Here is a 17,272-nt window from a genome sequence, read left to right on the forward strand (position 1 = left end):
AGATTAATGAATGACGGTACGTGACAGTTACGTGGCGTTATATTCGTTCACTCACGTACTTGGCGAACAGAGTAAGTACAGGCGACTTCGCCGCACCGAACACCGCGATTACTCTGGCCACTCGCATGTCCATCGGTTCGGTGGCGAGCCAGATGGAGTCGATGCGGATCATCGCAGCAGGTTTCGGAGAAAGGTCGCGCAGACAGCAGCACTTTCGGTTGGCCAGTTCACTTTGACGGTGCCGCGCGGATGCTGGACTTCAACGAATATTAGATGACGCTGCTCGTGAATGTGCTATGACCAGCTACATGGGCATCCGCAACAAAGAGCAAGCTGGTTATTATATCAGCTCATTTAGCATCTTTGCGCTTAGACGAGGTGCGGAATTTAATCTGGTTCTCGGAGCGTTCCTTTTCGAACGCTTTACTCAAAGTAGCCTCATAGTTATCAAAACTTAGCTCCAACACGTCATCCGACACATCTTGGCCTGTAGACCTATGTTTTAGAGCAACGGCCGGCTCATCCTCCCCAGTGCGTGCTAACCACTTTGCTCCCCATGAACGAAGTAACAAAAGCACCCCATCGAGCTCTTTACCCTTTGGCGTCACGAAGTATTCATACCTTGGCGGTCGGACGCAGTAGGCCCGCCGCTCTATGAGACCATTTTGCTCTAGCGCCTTCAGGCGGGTGGACAGTAGGTGTGAAGAGATACCCGTTTGAGCCTGAATATCATCAAAACGGCGTGAGCCCATGGAAAGCTCGCGAAAAATAAGCAGCGTCCACTTGCCCCCCATGACCGAAAGCGACCTTGCTATTGGACACAGGGTCTCACAGCTATCGTCCACTACGCCCTCAATCATCCTACCCCCCCCAAAAACGATTAGATTCAGCTATACCGCGCATGATATTCAAATAGCTTCTTTTTTTGAAGCTACTTGACAGCCAAGCACAGTAGCTTCATATTTTGAAGCTACAGCCTTGGTGGCTTTCCAGCCATTGAATCACGCTAACTGGCATTCCTTCCACGTTTTGGACACTTGAGACTACTGAAATGACTGACTCAAAATATCTGACAGATCGTACTGCCCTGCTGCTAGTAGATCCCTATAACGACTTCATGAGCGAAGGTGGAAAGCTTTACGACGCCATCAAGGAAACTGCGCTGGCAGTCGGGATGTTTGACCATTTGAGAGAGATACTTGGAGTAGTCCGAGCTCTCGGGATACCGGTTTTTATACTCCCACACCACCGCTCCAAACCCAACGATTTCGATGGCTGGCGCCACGTGAACCCTACCCAACAGCTTTCCAAGCAGTGGCAAGTCTTCGCGGAGGGTAGCTGGGGCGGCGAATGGCATCCTGAATTCGGCCCCAAATCAGGGGATGTCATCGTCCACGAACACTGGGCACAAAGCTCATTTGCCAATACTGACTTGGATGCTCAACTCAAACAGCATGGGATCGAACGAATCATTCTGGTCGGATTTGTAGCGAACACTTGTATCGAGTCTACTGGGCGCTATGGCATGGAAATGGGCTATCACGTAACGCTCGTTAAAGATGCCACCGCAGCATTTAGCCATGAAGCGATGCACGCAGCTCACGAGATTAATGGCCCCTCATATGCACACGCAATTCTTACCACCGAAGCTCTTTTAAAAGCCCTTAAAGAATAGAGTATCATGCGGATTACTTTTTCCAGAAAAGAACTTCAGCGGTTAAGATAATCAGCATTTTTTAACTTGCGTACCTACAGTGGCCCCGCCCCTCATTGGGGAACTGAGTCTCAGTTATTAAAAACCTCGAAATGCACCATGAGGAACTTAAAAAAGCACAGAAAGACTAAACTCAATTTGCTTAATTAAAATACTAATTCACTTTTGGACGCCTCTTTGCTCATTTAAAAAGTGGGTCTTTAAGACGTCCCTCGGGACGCCTTTTTTTCAGTAAGACTCTTTGCAAATAAAAGAGTGTCTATAGTCACATCGAATGGCTGCTTTTGGCCGACTTCTGCCGGTGAAAGACTCCTAGCGTGCTGGTCAAGTCCAACGCATACGCCTGGTCAGGTCGAATGCAATTGACTGGTCGGTGGCATTGCAAACGGGTGGTCAAGTGGAATGCAATTACGCACGCATATACAGCAACTCCTAGGTCAGAATCCATCTTTGGGTACGGGCGGCTTGGGTGGACCTGGTGCGACTAATTCCAGCTAGAGGGTTTTAACCTCACTTTGCACACGCCACCGTGTAACTACGATTGGAGTCACGCCCACACCGAGACATTTTTGAAACGCGCTGTCGCTGGCAAGAGATGGGGATCGAGTCGTCCTGCGAGCTCTTCGGACCGAGGAGCCCAGAGGTTTGCGTGGAGTCGCATTGGAAGATGTGGAATTGGAGTGGGGTCCCAGCCTACACGCTCATGCACGACATGGCCGTCCACTGACCACGTGATACGGTCCGGTCGCCAGTCAACCGTGTAGACATGGAAGTCCGAAGTAGCATCGAAGCCGAGGTCGATACGGCAAGGCGAACCCCTATAGCCGAAGTTCATTGCTGCGTCATCGTCACCTGGGTTGAAGTAGACGTTTACCAGCATGCTTCGAGGATCATCTCCTGCCAGTTCTACATCAATCTCTTGCCTCGGTGCATCTCGGTGAAGGAAAAAACCAGTGATGAGGCCAGATCCGCTGGCGGCTTTTATCTCAGCCTCAAAGCGACCGTATCCGAACAGTCGTTTTGACGCGAAGGCTCCCGAACGGTACTGCCTGGTTCCAGTGGCAACCTTGCTGACGATGAGATGGGCACCGTCCTTATCATGAACGAGAGCATCCTGCGAAAACGAGACCAAATTCCCCGGAAAAGTCTCGATGAGCGCGGAAAAAGACGAGGTCGCTGTAGTCATTTCGGAAAAAACGAGCAGCTCCCCTACAGGTGGTATGGGGCGATTCGAGGGTACTTTCGGCTGCCACCCATATTTTGCCGAGAGGACCCAAGGTGACTCATCTAGCAAAGAAATCTGCTGGGGATGCGACGGGGCAATCCGGTGCGCGCCGTCTTCTCTACCGACTCGAAACATCCTCAGGCTCCGTGGTGTTCCAACCGGGAAAGACTGCACGGGCTCGGTGAGTCTGAGAAGCCTGCAGATCGGTTCCCACAATCCACTCTCTGACTCGTCATACGACAGAATCGTGGTGCGCGAAGGCGGTAGAGCCCCCTGCCGTGTCTCGCACCGAAACACTGCCTTCGCTTCCATAAGAAATCTTACGTCAGTCCTTGCGGTCATGGCTTCCATGGCCTCCGGCGTTAGTGGAGCGTCAACGAGAGCGTCGAACATCTCGAAAAGCTCCAACAAGTCTTGCGGTCGAATTGCGTCTTCATCACCATCGAACACCCGCACTCGCAACCCCAACATCGACAAAGCCATTGCGAGCGGTTCATGCTCACCGCGGGTGGTCCAGGCCAACACCGACAACGCCCCCGCCCGTTCGGGTGCCATAGGGCCCGAGCCTGCATCAACAATCCCCGCTCGCGCTAGGTAAGGAAGCACGGAATAGGAATTGTCCGAGCCGCCGTCCTGTCGCTGTAATATCACGGGCGAGGAAAGGGCGAGTGCACCGAGCTCACCAAAGCGATAGTTTAACCACATGTCCACAGGGCCAATCACGGGCATAGCCCGAAGCAGTGCCGCCGCACCCTCACGCGACAAGATGTAGCCGGAGAGAAACCAAAGTCCCCGCACCGGTCGGAACAGTGCATCGCAGAGGTCAACACGTTCTGCTGTTCCCCCGGCATCTTCATAGGACAGATACAACAAACGCGGACCTCCTTCAGCACAACAGCGTTGAATGGCAGCACGCCAGCCGCAGGAGATTGCTGCCGCTGCACCTGTTTTGAACCAAACGTCGTCCTCGAGCACCAGCACATAATTGTCTGCCCCGCATGCGATGGCCTTCCAAACCTCGACGTGCGACCTCGCTACAGCTATCTCCTGCCGCGTCATTTTTATCGGCTCGTTGATAGGAAAACACTCTTCAAGCCTTGCATCCGGCTGGACGTAAAGTTGGTCACCAATGCGATATGTCGAGTCGACATCGGCAGTTGCGGCGACGGCGCGGCCGTCGCGAGCATCCACTGCCGCGAATCGTCGAGCTATAGAGGCAAGGGAAACATCGTCGGCCGTACGGAACCGCCTAAGTTCTCGGACCACACGCCGCCATCTACGCGGTTGCCGGTCAAGGTTGACAATTAAAATCGAGTTGATCAGCCCTTCGCCCGTACCAAAGGCCGAGATTTTCCCACCCGGAAAAATGCTCGCTATGGCACGTAGAAACCGAAATGTTATCCCACGCAACATGCCAGAGGCGTCCCTAAGATTCATCGAAACTTCCTACTCCAGATTGCCTCAATGGGAGTCCATGTTGCGCCAGTTGCGGGCGTCGTTACGGTAGGAAAGGTCCCAACGTGTTTGCGCAATTGACTCCCAGTCATTTAACAATTCGAAGTCGAGAGGTGCCCCCCTAATCATCAGATCACGTGCGTGCGCGGCTAAAGACGCGGTGATATTTCCGGGACCCGTCGTCTCTTGGATCTCTGGGAAGCGAGCTTTGCCTAAAAGCTTCTCGGTCGAGCGAGACAGCGCGCGCTTCAGTACGGGGTGATGGGCTGGCGCAGCTATTGGATCGTTGTTGACATAAAAGATGCGTTCGTCTGTTAGTAGATCACTTCGCCAGATCTCTGACGCTGGCACCATGCTGCAAGATGGGATGTCGTAGCAAAGCGGCTGGACCTTAAGTGCGCTGTCATGGAAAAGGTATCTCCAGTTGTCTCCAAGCAGTACGTCATCTGCATCGACATAAAGTCCACCTTCTGCAACCAAGACGCACATCCGCAAATAGTCGCAGCGCATTGCCGGATGGCGACATCGGGCGAATGCCTCTTGCTCCGACTCTCCATACCACTCAGTAATGTACTCGGCACCGGATACGTCGTTAAACATCCGGAATGCAAAACCCTCCGCGCTTAGCCTCTTCCAACTGTTGATACAGACTTGAACGTCTTCCGGCACATCATGCGGATCGTGCCAGTACTGTAGGAGTGTCTTCGGAATACTCGAAGTCAGGTTCGATCCGGCAACATTCGAAGTTGCCGAGCGGTTCAGTTGATGCAGCGTGAGGTTTCGGATAAAGGCGGATCGCAGGCGATCGTCCTCCTCAAATCCCAGTGGGTATGAATCCATAATTTTCGCTTACTCAGTAAGAGTCATACATCGGATTGGGGCGCACGACTGGTGCCCCGTCAGGTGTGACGCGTGGCGCAACTACCGCTAGTCTTTGCCCAGTTAGCGGGTCGCCAAAACTGAAGAGTCCACGACCGCCTTGTATGTTTGATATCGCTGGGAAACCTTTAGCAGATATGCCTGCCCTTCAACCACGAACCCGTCCAATCCGTGCTCCACGCTGTAGGCATCGAGATCAGCAATGTTATTGATGAAGCCTTTCCCGTTGAAATTCAGGGACGTGTTACACAATACTCCGTACCCAGTGCGACTTTTAAACGCGACAAGCAAATCATAAAGTCTTTTGTTGGTTTTAGAGGTGACGGTCTGGATACGGGCCGTCCCGTTCACATGCGTGACGGCTGCTAGAGCGTTCGTCGTTGCACGATGAGTGAAAAGCATGTGTGGACTTTCGTGTGCGCATCCGAACCATCTCTCAGCATCATCCTGGAGGCATACAGGAGCAATCGGACGGAACTGTTCGCGCTGCTTGATCTCGTTCAGTCGGATTCGAGTACTATCTCGGAACGGGGCAGCCAAGATAGACCTGTTGCCAAGTGCACGTGGGCCGATCTCGTATCGGCCGCTTACCCATCCGAGGATGAGGTCGCTCGCCAGCATATCGGCGATTGCAGCGGAATCGACATTTCGAATGTCATATCTCTCAGCATTGAATGCGCCGAGCGTACCAAACTCCAGCCCGGCATAGACATCCCATTCGATCTTAGGATTGCCAGTAAAGCGGAACTGCGCATCGACGGCCGTGCCTATGGCAGAGCCGGAATCGTTGGCGACCGGAGGCACGAATATCTCCGAAAAAAGACCAGTCCCCATCCATTTCGTGTTCCAGTCGCAATTCAATCCGCATCCACCGGAAATAACCAGTGGAAACTTCTTTTTCAAGTGGTTTTTCGCGAACCGATAGAAGATATCGAATATTGCATCGCTATAAATTCCTGCAAAGTTTCTAAACTCATGGTCTTCCAGGCCTACATTGAAGTGAGGCGCGCTTTCAATGCCCTCGTAAGAGTCGAGTGCTTGGTACGGGCCACTTAATAGAAAGTTAAGCAACTTCTTCTCTTCAGCGGAAGGCGTGCTCCGATTCGAATATGACGCCAGCGCCATGAGTTTCCCCGCATCTGAGTTCCGGGGATACGCTCCATTTTTTGGAAAGGTCGGATCGGCTAGGCCATAGAGCAGACCGTATCGATTACCCGGCTGACCTAGAACGTCGGCAACCAGTGTGATGTTCAGTTCTGAATCAATCTCGTAAAAGGCACCTATGCCCCCCTCCCACACTAAGGCATAGCAAGGGGTTCCTTTTGGGAAAGCAGACATGCCAAAGGCGCAAAGTAAGTGTGCACGTTCGTGTGAGGATGAAAAGTACTTCACATCTCGTTTTAGGAAACGTCTTTGGCTTATGATGATATCGCTATCGGATACACCACGATATCCGACATTCGTTTTCGATCCATAAAGATACTCATTATGATCACGAGGCCACCACCCCCCAGCACAAATGACGTCCGGGATGTCTTCTAGCTCACCGATCGCATCCAAAACATCCGGAATAGCAAGTGATGAATACCGATAGTTCGAGTTTTTTTCCGCTTCGATAGACATTATCAAATGTCCATCTTGAAGCAGTGCAATGGCGCCATCGTGGCCCGGGTTATACGAGAGAATTTTCACGCGGTGGCAATCCCATCATCCATAAACACTACTTGCATGGTGGCGCTCCCTCTCAGTTGGGGTAAGCGCTCCACGCCCCCTTTATGCAGCTTCGTAGGACCGTACCACAACTTTAGTTATGCCAACTCGCTTAACATCGTGCTGTTATCTCAAAGCTTTCTCGACCCGCGCGGATCCAACGAAATTATATTTGACGCAGGCAGCTGTCGCTCAAGCTCAGCGATACGGTCATACAGCTCAACGATTTTTGCATCTGCTTCGCTCAATAAGCTTGCGAGTTGGTCGCGCTGCTGGGCAACTTGCTCAATTCGATCACGCAGGGCGCGGCTTTTCTGCCGGGCGAGAAGATTTACCTTGTTCAACGAAGGGGGTCGCTCCTCCGCATGTTGCTCCACGTAGGTTTTTATCTCTGCGATGAGACTCGGGAAACGAGATTTCTTAAGCGCCGACGGATCGCTCCCGGCCTCTTTGGCCACGTTGTTCTGAGTGACCGGTGTCCCCTTTGGTAGAAGCTGTGGCCTATCAAGTTTCAGGCGCTCGAAAGCATCACGATATTGATCAGCCGCGCTGCGGCGAGCAGGGAGCTCAACTTCCATTTGCGTTCCCTACGACACGACGGAAGCTCTCTACGCTTCGCTGTTGAGCCATCAACGATTCCATTAGCGGACTCCCATCCTGAGCAGTAGCAAGCCGCTCTTTGAGTACATGTTCAAGATCATCTACCGCGCTCAATCGTTCTGAGTCATACAGCACATCAGGGCAAGGTTTTGCATCCACTGAATCACCGCCCGCGCAATGGGCAATGTTGTCAATTCCGCCGTACGGACAGGGCTCGCGACTCGAACAAACGCCAAGAATGATCGGGCGACATGCGACCGCGCCTTTCTTTGCCAAACCAATCATCTTCTTCGCATCCTCTGGCGAAATCAGCCGAACGATCTCAGCCTTTCGTTTGTCTCCATGGGGACTGACAAAACGCTCACTCGTAAGCTGCTGCAACTCTCTTCCAAGCGTCTCGTACATTGTGCGAACGTACAGGGTGTGAGCCTTCTCCTCCAGACGCAACCGCGAGTGATTTTGACCGTAGTAAAGGCTCATCGATCGAGTGACGTGCTTGAGCTGGTACTGAAGCGAAGCATCACTTACGAGCCCGGAAGCTTGCATGTTTACTGCCCCAGTTCTACGCAACTGATGCCACGCCAACGGCCATACAGCGCCCACTTGATACTCCTCCGGCAGTGTAGGGGTAGCTAGCCGGGCCAATTTCAAATCCTCAGTCGTGATACGCAAACGTTCTAAGTCAAAGAGTTTCCCGTGCCCCAAAAGGTCGGAATATGGCCGAATGTTCGGTCTAAGTGAGTGATTACCTTTATTGCGCAATGAACTCCAGGGCTCGTAAGAAAAATCGGTCAAGTAACGCCCGGCGAGATCTCCCGCAGCTTTGTGAGGTGCGTACAGTGAGCGAAATAGAGAAATGACCTCCATCGCCTTCACGGCGACCGCCACAGATGGGGATGTGACCCAAAGGGCGTCGCTATCAGAGAGCGTTTTTGTCGTCTGCCCGTGTAACAAAAAAATGTCGCCGAAGCTCTTGTCGTGCTCGACGTCAAGGCACCCGGCTCGAAGATTCCATGCTTCCTCGACCCGCATGAGACTGAAGTTAAGGATGTAAGCTAATCCCGCGCCGTTGACCAGTTTCAGATAGCTAGTCAGCGCTCTTACTTGTAAGTCGCCACTGCGACCCACCCAACGTTCAAGCAGCTCAAAGATGCCGAAGCGTTTCGCGGTATCTGCAAATGCGCCGAGAAAACGAAGCCCCGTTTTAGCGCCTGATAACTGCATATGATGGCCGCAAAAAGGCGGTGCGTTTACGCACGCCGTTCTCTCCGAAACTCTCTGGTTATGTTCGTAAGCCGCGAAGCAGAACCGGTAACAAGCTTCAATCTGTTCTCGATGGGATAGGAAGTCATCAAGGCACTCTCGCAGCCTAGTAACTTGATAGCGCCAAATACGTGTTGGAATGTAAGGTGTTTGAGCTGTGTGGTGAGTTGGAAAAAGCGCAGCCAGGCGGGTTAGTGAGCCTGAATCCAACAACGTAAACCCTACAGCACCCCTGGACGCGTAAAGCTCATGCATTAACGTCAGAAACTCGGTTTTTCTTGAGGTATGAAGAAAGGCAGGGATCCGTTCGCATACGCGTGGAAAGTGACGTAATTCGCTGGCAAGTATTCCTGCCTCCTCGCAAAGAACAAACAGCCGCCGCATCTGATCGAAACGCGTTTTAAGGGATCTGTAGCCACGAGCGCCGTACGGCCCGTATAGCCACCAGCCAGTGATGATTCGAAGTAAATTTGCGTTCTTTGAGCTAATTGACGTCGCTGTTTTTTTAACTGACCCATCACCAAAATTCAGCGTCAGTGCCTTCTTGGCCCATGGATCAAGCCTCCAAATTGGATCGCCCCAACGGCTTATTACTTTGCCCTGTGCATCAATTACGACCGGCCAATCAGGTGGTGGAGGCCAGCTCTCTGGACGGTAATTCGATGCCCCAGGAACGGCGAGAGGCGACTCGATAGAAAGCCCTAACGTCGTGAGCATATTCATAGGGAAGCCCCCCCTGAAACTTCCGCAAGCCGAATAAATCCGTCCCAAGCTGGGTGATAGTCCTCCTCAGCTATGCGTGCCAGTGCCTCATCCACCCAAAGCCGACGCACCTCGCTACTCTCTTGAAAGAACCGTAACTTCGCACTCAGACGCTCGACCGCAAGCATCGCAGGATGGTCAGCCTCGTCAGATCTATCCGTGCAAGCTGGACGATATCTAACTAGCTCCAAGCTCTTTAGCACTCGCAAACTACTCAGAGACCAGACGTGATCCTCGCTTTCAATATCCCGATGATTGACGCAGAAAAGGCAACCCGCAGCGTTGATACAATCGGGATCAGGAGCATTAGTCGGAGCATCCACGACCGATTCTGGTATCGGCGCCACACAAGTACCTGGAGCAGGTGAGCAAACGACGGGATCTGCTTGCCGGTGAAATCGAGTGATTTCAATCATCGCAATTTGCGGATTGGGCTCGGCGTACACACGAATCAAAGTTTCAGCGGTATGCTGTGCGATTTCCGCCACCAGTTCGGGGCGTTGCGACTCACGTAACAGCCAATTAATACGCGCACCCCGGAGCTTACGAGGTCGAACGAATCGAACACTGGAATCGGTGCAGACGCGCGCAATAGCCGTGAACTGAGGAGCTTCTAAAACGAGACGTCCCCCAGAGCGGACGAGAGGGAAAAGAAGTCCCTCTAGATCGTCAGGAAACCACGTGTTACGCCACTCAATGTAGCGTTCGAACCACTGCTTGTAGCTTGAGAAAACGTCAAACAGCACTTCACCCTGACGGCGATTTTTGTAAGACCTCACTTGGTAGCCATCAAAATGACTCGTGTAATGGTATTGGTCGATCCGAAGCTGATGCGCCTGCGACAAATTCATGCCGGTTTGTGCGATGAACATTAGCAGCTCGGCTTCGATTCGTAGATTCACTGCCGGGTATCGAGTCTCGATTGAAACGTCAGCGCTCCGAATTTCGCGGTTTCTAAGGATAGCCGCAATCTGGAATTTGGTTTGAGGTCGAATCCGTCGTGACGCTTCCTTCTCTGTATCGCGCAGGCCGCACCAGATAGGTATCGTCGAACCCGACCGCAACTCCACGTGGATGGGAAGTGGCCCCGCCACAGCTTCATAGGTAAGGGACGTACAGACGTCGGCAATGAACTGCCCGAATGAAAAGCTCTCTTCTAAACTTTGCTTATCAGCGCCCCCATTATTGGCCTTTCCGTTGCATCTAGGCTTGCGGATTCGGGTGCTGTACAGAAGCGTCGAGCTTCGGCCTAGAACTCGGTCGAGCATCGTCGCTGTTAAACTTGCCGCGTCGTATAATGATCCGGCAGTTAGATATCTTTCCACGCGATGACGCTGTAGAAGATGTTCAGCCCACCCCAAGTATTCCTCCGCGACCGTATCAATGCTCAACGGACGCTCGCACTGATCCACCCACTGAAAAAACTTCCTCAACGCACCAATCTTGTTATTTGCCGAAAAGCGGCTCCTCCCGCCGACAAGGTCGTCGGTCAAACAGTCATGGAGCCCCTTCACAAGCTCTACCCGCTCCAGCAAAGGATCACCCAAAGCACCTGATGTGATTTCACTGCGTACAGTCTTCACTTTTGCCTTAGCACCACCGCTGTATAAAAGTGGTGCCAGATCCCAGGGCGTCTCATTTTTCGCGTACTCAAGTATTGGAAACGTTAGGTCTGAAAACGTCAGATTATTCATTGCTTGCTCCCTGCATCGAAGCAATCCCTGTAAACGCAGTCATGAAGCTGTTCGCAATGGCCTGCTTGGCGGGTGCGGCTTGCACAAATTTGATGTATTTGAAGGTGGTAGCCTCCGAATTTCGACCGTGAAGCAATGCATTGCTGACAGTCGCAATCACTATCGCCACATCAGTGCAATTTGCTAAAGCGAGCCTAGCTAACTCAGTTCCAAAGGTGCATCGGGATTGGTGGAAGCGAAACTTCCTGAGCGCTTTGATGCCCGACGCGATGCCTAATTTTCTAAGCGATGACATCTCAACGTTTATGGCCGAAGACTGATCACTGTTGCGACGTCCGAAAGGGTTTCCGAAACGTGTCAAGAACACTAAGTCTTGATGCTCGCCAGCAGCAGATGCCTCGCGAGTCAACCTGCGAAGACCCTTGGCGTACTCCAAGAGTTCTGAACACAAAGCTTCGGGAATCCATACCTGGCCAGTTACTGCAAATTTGGTATGCACGGGCGGGGACGCACCTGGCCCTACGGATATCAGAAGCAGACCTTTAGCAGACGGATCATGTAGGGCACGCTCCAACGTGTCGATACGAAGGTCACAGATCGTTCCCAGTCGCATACCCGTGAAGAAACCTAAAGCCAACATCAGGTAAAGCTCGGGTGAGGCGCTCTGTTTTGCGAAATCAAGAATGGTGTCTCTATCAACCGCAGACACAGGAAGTAGGCCTCCTTCCAAAGTGACCCCAATGCGTTTTCGGTTTGGAATACCCAAATCGGTGGTGGTGCCAGCTAACGTTCGCTCGAAGCCGACCTGGTCAAAGTATTTGATGAAATAGCGCTTGTCTTTCCACAGCAGCAATAGCGGGTTTAGAAGGCCACGCCTCCTAACCCACCTGTAGAAACTGATGCAGTTACGCATGTACTCGGAAGCCGTGGCAGGACTGATATGACCAGCGTCACGAGCCTTGATAAGCGCCCCACGGTACTGGACAAGACATCGGTCAGCCTTTCGAGTCGGAAACTCAAACCACTGAAGCCTGCGACTCTCCAAAAACTTCGCGTAGTTCAACAGCCCGTTCAGGTTGCTAGAAACGGTCTTAAGGAGTGCCTCACCATTAGTGACTCTCTCCATAGCCCAGAGATTGGCTTCTCTCCATGGCAAGCCGTCTTCCCAGAATATTTGTGGCAATCCTTCGATCACTACACGGGAGCTATTCAGCGAGTAGGTAATCAGGCGGCCTTTGACAGAAAGGTCATACGGACTGAAGTGAATGTGTTCGACGGTAGGCAAGTGGAATCTCTGTAAGAGCAAGCGTCAATGTCCATGGGGACACGATCTACGTTTAGGTGTCCACAGTATGCAACTTATTCTTATCGATGCTGTAGATCTCGACCGCCGGGACCATGCTCTCGATCACCGTCATAACCCGCTCGCTCATATCCCCATACAGGGCGTAATTTGAGGAAAACGGGACGATGCCGTGCTGCTTGAGCTTGTGCTTGATCTGGAAATAGGGTTCGCCCATTTTGACGAAAGGCTTCGCGTCGTAGCTGCGGGCAATGACACAGCCATCGTTATTGCTAAGAACCACGATGGGCACCTTGGCCAGGTCCGGACGGAAGACGCGCTCGCAGCTCGCATAGAAGCTGTTGCAATCGATAAGGGCGAAGACTGGTTCCAGCTTAGACATGGCTGCGCACGGTGTTGGTGATCACCCCCCAGATTGAAAGCTCGTCGCCTTCCAGGATGTAACGCACCGGATACTTCGGGTTTTCCGATAACAGGATGACCTCTTTCCCACGCTTGCACAGGCGCTTACAGATAGGGTCATTGTTCAACAGAGCCACCACGATATGCCCGTGGGCTGGCTCAATAGAGCGATCAACGACCGCCAGATCACCCTCAAAGATACCCGCCCCCTGCATGCTCTCGCCGGTGATAGCGATCAGGTAAACGTGGGGAGCCCTGATATTTAGAACCTCATCCAATGAGATGTGCTGCTCGATGTGGTCGGCTGCCGGCGATGGGAATCCAGCCGGTACCCGGAACGAGCAGAAAGGCAGCTTCGTGCCGCCTTCGGATATTGGACCTAGAATTGTAAAGCTCATGGCGAAGCCTTTTACATGAACTGTATGGATGTACAGTTAATGTTATAGGCAGCTTGCGGTCAATTTTCTGTAGGAAATTTCGACAGGCGGAGAGGTGCGTATGTGCGGGAGGATTTCGCAGTTCAGCGACATTCGAGAGTATGTAGCCACGCTGGGCATGAAAGGCGCCCTGGTGAATTCCGTGGGTGACGCACCACTTGAGCGCTACAACGTGGCACCCACAACCCAAGTCGCCCTGCTCCACCTCCAGGATGAAACCTTGCACGCCGACCTGGTGCGCTGGGGATGGCGGCCGCACTGGGCCAAGGATAGAGCAGCCCCGATCAATGCCCGCGTGGAGAAAGTGGCCCACGGGCCATTCTTCAGGGCGATCTGGCCGCACCGGGCAATCACGCCCGTGGATAACTGGTTTGAGTGGGTCGATGAAGGCGGGCCGAAGAAACAGCCCTATCTGATCCGGCGGCGGGATGGTGCGCCGGTGCTGTGCGCGGCCATAGGCCAACTGCCCGACGCAGATGAAGGCCTGGGCGAGCATGACGGCTTCGTGATCATCACCGCCGACAGCGCCGGCGGCATGGTGGACATTCACGACCGGCGGCCCGTGGTGCTGACGCCCGAACTGGCCAGGGAATGGCTGGACCCGACCACGCCCAAGGAGCGTGCCGAGCAGATGGTGTTGCACCAGGGCGAGCCCGCAGAAATCTTCGAATGGTTTAGAGTGAGCATGGCGGTAGGGAACATTCGAAATCAAGCTGCTAACATAATCAAAGTAGCGCTCTAATGAGGAACCATATAGGGTAAAATATGTTGAGCGCATCACAACTCAAAATAAGCACAGCATTTAACTTCAAAAGAATCATAAAATGTCCAAACTCGAAGATATATACATACTGGCACTGCAATACGCAGAAAACAAAGAGTCTTTCAACCTGAGAGAGCTGGCCACCACACTTAATTTAACGCCGAACCAAGAAACTATATTAGCATTGCAAATAGACAGAAAAGAAATTTTTCTCCACAACCAAGTTTTATATTTTACACACAGACAACGAGACACCATAGAACTATTCTTTACAGTTGCAGACAAGTTTAGACTGCTTAGCCATGCCGAGCTAGAGGAAGCTCGACTATCGGCAAACTCCGCATCTAAATACGCGACTTACGCCCTGATAATTTCAATAGCAGCCGCAATAATTAGCTCAGCTCTTTCCCTGATACAAATCAATTCAGACATTTCACTACCAGAGCACACAACAAAAACACTTGAGAATATAAACCAGTCCCTATCCCCCATAAACCAAAACATAAACAAAATCATCGAGCAAACAGAAACACCCACAAAAATTCAGCAATACTTCATCATTCAAAACGCACTACCCTACTTCCCCACACAAGCTATCAAGGCAAGTAAAAACCCGTAATCAAAATTTTATTTTTTAGAGCCACAGTAATTCTATTTAAAAATAGCCCTGACATACGCCTGGCACGCCCGCAACGCGATCAATCCTTGGTCGCCGGCATCGGTGATGGCGACAATTCGTTGAGCATGCGCTGGGTTAAGTTGGGCTCGACGGGCTGCATGAACCACGCCGACGGCGCCGGAGGTGGCAGGCACGTTGCAGCCACCGGCTGAATCCGTGGCGTCGAGAAGGACTGACAGCCGCACATCAGCAGTAGCAAGGCGGTCGCGCAGCAGAGCCTGGTTGCGTTTAGCATCGGAAAGTTCTCGGGTGTGTTGTTGATCGGATGTAGCCAACGTCCTCTCCAGGGCCAGGCGCCTGCCCTGCTCGGCGCTCACCTGCTTGGCGGCGGTCGCGCTTACGGCAGCCAGTTCGCCCTGGTGCAGGCCGGCCTGCTCGGCCAGCTTCTTGCCCATGCGCCATTCCTGCACCTGCCAGGTGAAGCCGGCGGCGCTGGCCATCAGCACCAAGATCAGCACCGCCAGCCCGGCCAGCTTCTGCACGGGTGTCATCACGGCACATCCTTGAAAAAGACGTGATGCCCGATGCGCAGCGTCTCCTTGGCCTTCGCCGCCCAGGCTGGGGCCTTAGGCATCGTGGTTGCGTAGTAATGCGTGGCCCCGCCGGTTGGATCCGGTACCGCGCCGGCCATCACCTGGTCAGCAGCACGCTGGGCCTGGGCGAGCTGCGCGGCCGGGATCGGCTTCGCACCGCTGAGGTAGGCGTAGTTAGGGTCGTTCTGGTTCCAGCAGCTGAACTGCCATGGCTTCAGGCACACGCCGGCGTAGCCCTCGCCCCACCAGGACTTGGCCTTGCCGTCGAACACACGGTTGCGGATGGTCCAGGCCACTGCGATCTGGCCGCCCAGCCCTTCCCCGCGGGACTCGGCCCACAACGTGCGCGCCAGGATGTCCCGATCTCTATCGGAAGCTGTCATAACTTTTCTCCAGGCAAAAATAAACCCGCTCGATGGCGGGTGCTAGCGTCCGTAGATTTATCAGATGGGCCGAACAGGCCTGAGGGTTTGGTCGGGGTATCCGGCGGCCCCCTCCTTCCAGGCGCGCACCTGGATGCGGTAGTCGCGCCACGCCCGGTCAGTGCCGGGGAGCGCAATTGGATCGCCGTCTTCAAGTGCAAGCAACTGCCCTGCGATACTTTCCATTTCAGCCCGCTGCCATTGCTCCTCGGTCGCGACCTGAATCGCGGCCTGTTCGGCAGCAAGCGCCGCGTCGGACATCGCCTTAGTAACCAGCCTTTCCCAATCAATGTTACTCATCTTGACTCACCTCTAGCGTTGCAATTGGAGCCAGTGGCTTTGGAAGGTTGACCACCCCGTTTGCCTTGATTGAAACGGGGCTCGGGAAGGCTTGCTCTGGGCTGTAATTCACTGGATTCGGGAGGTTGATGTGAAAGATCAACTCTCCACCGATCCTTGTGACTTCCCGGGTAAAAAATTCGCTGCTGATCGCGTCGACGGGGAGCGTGTCACCCTCTCCAATCCGGGAAAAATCAAACGGCTCGCCGTTGACGACCAACGCGTCTCCCCGCTTTTCCAGTTCCAGCGAGAGATCGTTGCGTACCCCATATAGATTTATGATCATTACTTCCACACCCCTATAACCATGTATCGAACATCAAAGAACTGGGCAGTCCCACCGTTCCGGATTGCTACGGTGCCGCTGATGTGCCTGTTAGCGGTGTATGCAGACATATCGTACATTCCGTAGTGATCAGCCGAGGAAAGCCCATATGCAACACCGGAAACGGACGGGAAGGTCCCGGCAAGAAACTGATGCGGATAGGTCAATACCGTTGTCATGGCATAAGTGTTTGCAGCAATTGTCGGGGATCGCTGCAGGCCAAAACCAATAAGAAGGCCACCCGCAAACTTTACATAGGTGCCATATGTATTTGAGCCTCTTTCGATAATGGCGCCGGCCGTTGCAATGCCCTCTACATCAGCTACAGCGCCCGTCTTTAGCTCCAGGCCGGCTCGAGCCAGCGCAGCTGTTGCGCCACCAGTACCACCCTTGTTAACCGGGACGACGTTCTCGGTCGAGACCGTACCAAGCCCTGCCAGCGTAGAGCCCCACTGCTGAATGATCGCCCCGGCAGCAATCGCCAGATCACGCTGATAGCCTTGCACAGGCATCAGCGCATAGTTTGCGTTCGACACCGTCGCACTGCGGTAAGCAGGACTGATCGAAAGCGTGGTCGGGCTCGGGGCATTGATGACCTCGTACCACTGGCCATCCGGGCCGATGAACGCATCCCCGGTAAGCGTGTTTGCTGCGAAGTTCGTACCCACGCCGGTGACGTTGGTTTGACCAGCGACAACGTTCACCTTCCCCTCTTTGTACCAACCCATAATAATCTCCAGGCAAAAATAAACCCGCTCATGGCGGGT

The 17,272-nt window shown here is 53.2% G+C and carries 17 protein-coding genes and 1 pseudogene; 3 read left to right on the forward strand and 15 right to left on the reverse strand.

The window, feature by feature from the left end; translation table 11 throughout:
- Window positions 1-350 precede the first annotated feature (350 nt).
- A complete protein-coding gene (locus tag FJD34_RS16875) occupies window positions 351-860 on the reverse strand; it encodes a winged helix-turn-helix transcriptional regulator (RefSeq protein ID WP_146552226.1) in 510 nt (169 codons plus the stop codon).
- A 191-nt stretch (window positions 861-1,051) separates the two neighbouring features.
- On the opposite strand from FJD34_RS16875, the gene FJD34_RS16880 reads away from it, so the two are divergent.
- The gene (locus tag FJD34_RS16880; RefSeq protein WP_090291322.1) at window positions 1,052-1,675 is read left to right on the forward strand and encodes a cysteine hydrolase family protein; all 624 of its coding nucleotides are present in this window, start codon (window positions 1,052-1,054) and stop codon (window positions 1,673-1,675) included.
- A gap of 586 nt (window positions 1,676-2,261) precedes the next feature.
- On the opposite strand, the gene FJD34_RS16885 is transcribed toward FJD34_RS16880, so the two are convergent.
- From FJD34_RS16885 to FJD34_RS16925, 9 genes and pseudogenes are all read right to left on the reverse strand, one after another.
- Window positions 2,262-4,376, reverse strand: coding sequence for a family 16 glycosylhydrolase (locus FJD34_RS16885; protein WP_090291323.1), 2,115 nt, complete (start codon window positions 4,374-4,376; stop codon window positions 2,262-2,264).
- Window positions 4,377-4,400: 24 nt separating this feature from the next.
- On the reverse strand, window positions 4,401-5,234 hold the full coding sequence (locus FJD34_RS16890) for a glycosyltransferase family 32 protein (protein ID WP_090291324.1): 834 nt from the start codon (window positions 5,232-5,234) through the stop codon (window positions 4,401-4,403).
- Between the two features lie 102 nt (window positions 5,235-5,336).
- The gene (locus tag FJD34_RS16895; protein ID WP_197677888.1) at window positions 5,337-6,896 is read right to left on the reverse strand and encodes a carbamoyltransferase C-terminal domain-containing protein; all 1,560 of its coding nucleotides are present in this window, start codon (window positions 6,894-6,896) and stop codon (window positions 5,337-5,339) included.
- A gap of 218 nt (window positions 6,897-7,114) precedes the next feature.
- Complete coding sequence (locus tag FJD34_RS16900; RefSeq protein WP_090291326.1) at window positions 7,115-7,561, reverse strand: hypothetical protein; 447 nt, start codon at window positions 7,559-7,561, stop codon at window positions 7,115-7,117.
- Complete coding sequence (locus tag FJD34_RS28390) at window positions 7,551-9,569, reverse strand: hypothetical protein (RefSeq protein ID WP_223232714.1); 2,019 nt, start codon at window positions 9,567-9,569, stop codon at window positions 7,551-7,553. Before FJD34_RS28390 ends, FJD34_RS16900 begins: the two co-directional genes overlap by 11 nt.
- Window positions 9,566-11,302 carry an integrase gene (locus tag FJD34_RS16910; protein ID WP_090291328.1) on the reverse strand — a complete coding sequence of 579 codons (1,737 nt, stop codon included), beginning with the start codon at window positions 11,300-11,302 and terminating at the stop codon, window positions 9,566-9,568. Before FJD34_RS16910 ends, FJD34_RS28390 begins: the two co-directional genes overlap by 4 nt.
- Entirely contained in the window at window positions 11,295-12,608 is a 1,314-nt protein-coding gene (locus FJD34_RS16915) for a site-specific integrase (protein WP_090291329.1), read from the reverse strand. The genes FJD34_RS16910 and FJD34_RS16915 overlap by 8 nt, the downstream gene beginning before the upstream one ends.
- Before the next feature lie 58 nt (window positions 12,609-12,666).
- Window positions 12,667-12,987, reverse strand: a pseudogene (locus FJD34_RS16920) (Y-family DNA polymerase); the annotation flags it as partial.
- Window positions 12,980-13,405 (reverse strand): LexA family protein, encoded by a 426-nt coding sequence (locus FJD34_RS16925; protein ID WP_090291330.1) that lies wholly within the window; start codon window positions 13,403-13,405, stop codon window positions 12,980-12,982. The gene FJD34_RS16925 and the pseudogene FJD34_RS16920, both read right to left, overlap by 8 nt.
- Before the next feature lie 100 nt (window positions 13,406-13,505).
- On the opposite strand from FJD34_RS16925, the gene FJD34_RS16930 reads away from it, so the two are divergent.
- Together FJD34_RS16930 and FJD34_RS16935 are read left to right on the forward strand one after the other, a co-directional pair.
- Window positions 13,506-14,186, forward strand: a complete 681-nt coding sequence (locus tag FJD34_RS16930) for an SOS response-associated peptidase family protein (RefSeq protein ID WP_090291331.1) — start codon at window positions 13,506-13,508, stop codon at window positions 14,184-14,186.
- A gap of 82 nt (window positions 14,187-14,268) precedes the next feature.
- Complete coding sequence (locus FJD34_RS16935; RefSeq protein WP_090291332.1) at window positions 14,269-14,826, forward strand: hypothetical protein; 558 nt, start codon at window positions 14,269-14,271, stop codon at window positions 14,824-14,826.
- Window positions 14,827-14,858: 32 nt separating this feature from the next.
- Here the strand turns inward: FJD34_RS16935 and FJD34_RS16940 are convergent, their stop codons facing one another.
- Genes FJD34_RS16940 through FJD34_RS16960 form a run of 5 tightly spaced genes read right to left on the reverse strand, consistent with a single transcriptional unit; the run spans window position 14,859 to window position 17,233 of the window.
- Window positions 14,859-15,377: a lysis system i-spanin subunit Rz gene (locus FJD34_RS16940; protein ID WP_090291333.1), complete on the reverse strand. Its 519-nt coding sequence runs from the start codon at window positions 15,375-15,377 to the stop codon at window positions 14,859-14,861.
- A complete protein-coding gene (locus tag FJD34_RS16945) occupies window positions 15,377-15,802 on the reverse strand; it encodes a cell wall hydrolase (protein WP_090291334.1) in 426 nt (141 codons plus the stop codon). Before FJD34_RS16945 ends, FJD34_RS16940 begins: the two co-directional genes overlap by 1 nt.
- A 60-nt stretch (window positions 15,803-15,862) precedes the next feature.
- Window positions 15,863-16,141 carry a hypothetical protein gene (locus FJD34_RS16950; RefSeq protein ID WP_046485475.1) on the reverse strand — a complete coding sequence of 93 codons (279 nt, stop codon included), beginning with the start codon at window positions 16,139-16,141 and terminating at the stop codon, window positions 15,863-15,865.
- Window positions 16,134-16,475, reverse strand: coding sequence for a hypothetical protein (locus FJD34_RS16955; RefSeq protein ID WP_146552228.1), 342 nt, complete (start codon window positions 16,473-16,475; stop codon window positions 16,134-16,136). Before FJD34_RS16955 ends, FJD34_RS16950 begins: the two co-directional genes overlap by 8 nt.
- Complete coding sequence (locus tag FJD34_RS16960) at window positions 16,466-17,233, reverse strand: hypothetical protein (RefSeq protein ID WP_090291336.1); 768 nt, start codon at window positions 17,231-17,233, stop codon at window positions 16,466-16,468. The genes FJD34_RS16955 and FJD34_RS16960 overlap by 10 nt, the downstream gene beginning before the upstream one ends.
- Window positions 17,234-17,272: the final 39 nt, after the last annotated feature.

It is taken from the genome of Pseudomonas brenneri, assembly GCF_007858285.1.
GTDB lineage: Bacteria > Pseudomonadota > Gammaproteobacteria > Pseudomonadales > Pseudomonadaceae > Aquipseudomonas > Aquipseudomonas brenneri.

Coding starts and splice junctions, on each gene's coding strand:
- FJD34_RS16890 (WP_090291324.1), bottom strand. CDS start 5,234: ATGGATTCATACCCACTGGGATTTGAGGAGGACGATCGCCTGCGATCC.
- FJD34_RS16950 (WP_046485475.1), bottom strand. CDS start 16,141: ATGAGTAACATTGATTGGGAAAGGCTGGTTACTAAGGCGATGTCCGAC.
- FJD34_RS16895 (WP_197677888.1), bottom strand. CDS start 6,896: ATGTCTATCGAAGCGGAAAAAAACTCGAACTATCGGTATTCATCACTT.
- FJD34_RS16900 (WP_090291326.1), bottom strand. CDS start 7,561: ATGGAAGTTGAGCTCCCTGCTCGCCGCAGCGCGGCTGATCAATATCGT.
- FJD34_RS16940 (WP_090291333.1), bottom strand. CDS start 15,377: ATGACACCCGTGCAGAAGCTGGCCGGGCTGGCGGTGCTGATCTTGGTG.
- FJD34_RS16945 (WP_090291334.1), bottom strand. CDS start 15,802: ATGACAGCTTCCGATAGAGATCGGGACATCCTGGCGCGCACGTTGTGG.
- FJD34_RS16885 (WP_090291323.1), bottom strand. CDS start 4,376: ATGAATCTTAGGGACGCCTCTGGCATGTTGCGTGGGATAACATTTCGG.
- FJD34_RS16930 (WP_090291331.1), top strand. CDS start 13,506: ATGTGCGGGAGGATTTCGCAGTTCAGCGACATTCGAGAGTATGTAGCC.
- FJD34_RS16875 (WP_146552226.1), bottom strand. CDS start 860: ATGATTGAGGGCGTAGTGGACGATAGCTGTGAGACCCTGTGTCCAATA.
- FJD34_RS28390 (WP_223232714.1), bottom strand. CDS start 9,569: ATGAATATGCTCACGACGTTAGGGCTTTCTATCGAGTCGCCTCTCGCC.
- FJD34_RS16925 (WP_090291330.1), bottom strand. CDS start 13,405: ATGAGCTTTACAATTCTAGGTCCAATATCCGAAGGCGGCACGAAGCTG.
- FJD34_RS16910 (WP_090291328.1), bottom strand. CDS start 11,302: ATGAATAATCTGACGTTTTCAGACCTAACGTTTCCAATACTTGAGTAC.
- FJD34_RS16880 (WP_090291322.1), top strand. CDS start 1,052: ATGACTGACTCAAAATATCTGACAGATCGTACTGCCCTGCTGCTAGTA.
- FJD34_RS16935 (WP_090291332.1), top strand. CDS start 14,269: ATGTCCAAACTCGAAGATATATACATACTGGCACTGCAATACGCAGAA.
- FJD34_RS16960 (WP_090291336.1), bottom strand. CDS start 17,233: ATGGGTTGGTACAAAGAGGGGAAGGTGAACGTTGTCGCTGGTCAAACC.